We start from the raw sequence: 475 nt of genomic DNA on the forward strand, positions 1-475 counted from the left end.
CTGCGGCTGGATCACCTCCTTAATCGACGACATCAGCTGCTGCATGAGCTCCCACACGAATTGCTTGATTCATTGAAGAAGACGATAGAAGCAGCTTTAAGCTCCAAGCTGATAGCTCTGAGCTAACAGTTACAAGCTCGAAATTGGGTCTGTAGCTCAGTTGGTTAGAGCGCACCCCTGATAAGGGTGAGGTCGGCAGTTCGAATCTGCCCAGACCCACCAATTTTGTTATGGGGCCATAGCTCAGCTGGGAGAGCGCCTGCCTTGCACGCAGGAGGTCAGCGGTTCGATCCCGCTTGGCTCCACCATAAACTGCTTTGAAACGTTTGAGAGTTTAGAAATGAATATTCGCACTGAATATTGATTTCTAGTCTTTTGATTAGATCGTTCTTTAAAAATTTGGGTATGTGATAGAAAGATAGACTGAACGTTACTTTCACTGGTAACGGATCAGGCTAAGGTAAAATTTGTGAGT

The 475-nt window shown here is 46.1% G+C and carries 2 tRNA genes; both read left to right on the forward strand.

Annotated elements, in window-relative coordinates:
• Positions 1-145: 145 nt before the first annotated feature.
• A tRNA-Ile gene (locus tag PS14A_RS26455) sits at positions 146-222 on the forward strand.
• Between the two features lie 10 nt (positions 223-232).
• A tRNA-Ala gene (locus PS14A_RS26460) sits at positions 233-308 on the forward strand.
• Positions 309-475: the final 167 nt, after the last annotated feature.

Origin of the sequence: Pseudomonas sp. 14A (assembly GCF_018132745.1) — a bacterium.
Classification (GTDB): domain Bacteria; phylum Pseudomonadota; class Gammaproteobacteria; order Pseudomonadales; family Pseudomonadaceae; genus Aquipseudomonas; species Aquipseudomonas mercuritolerans.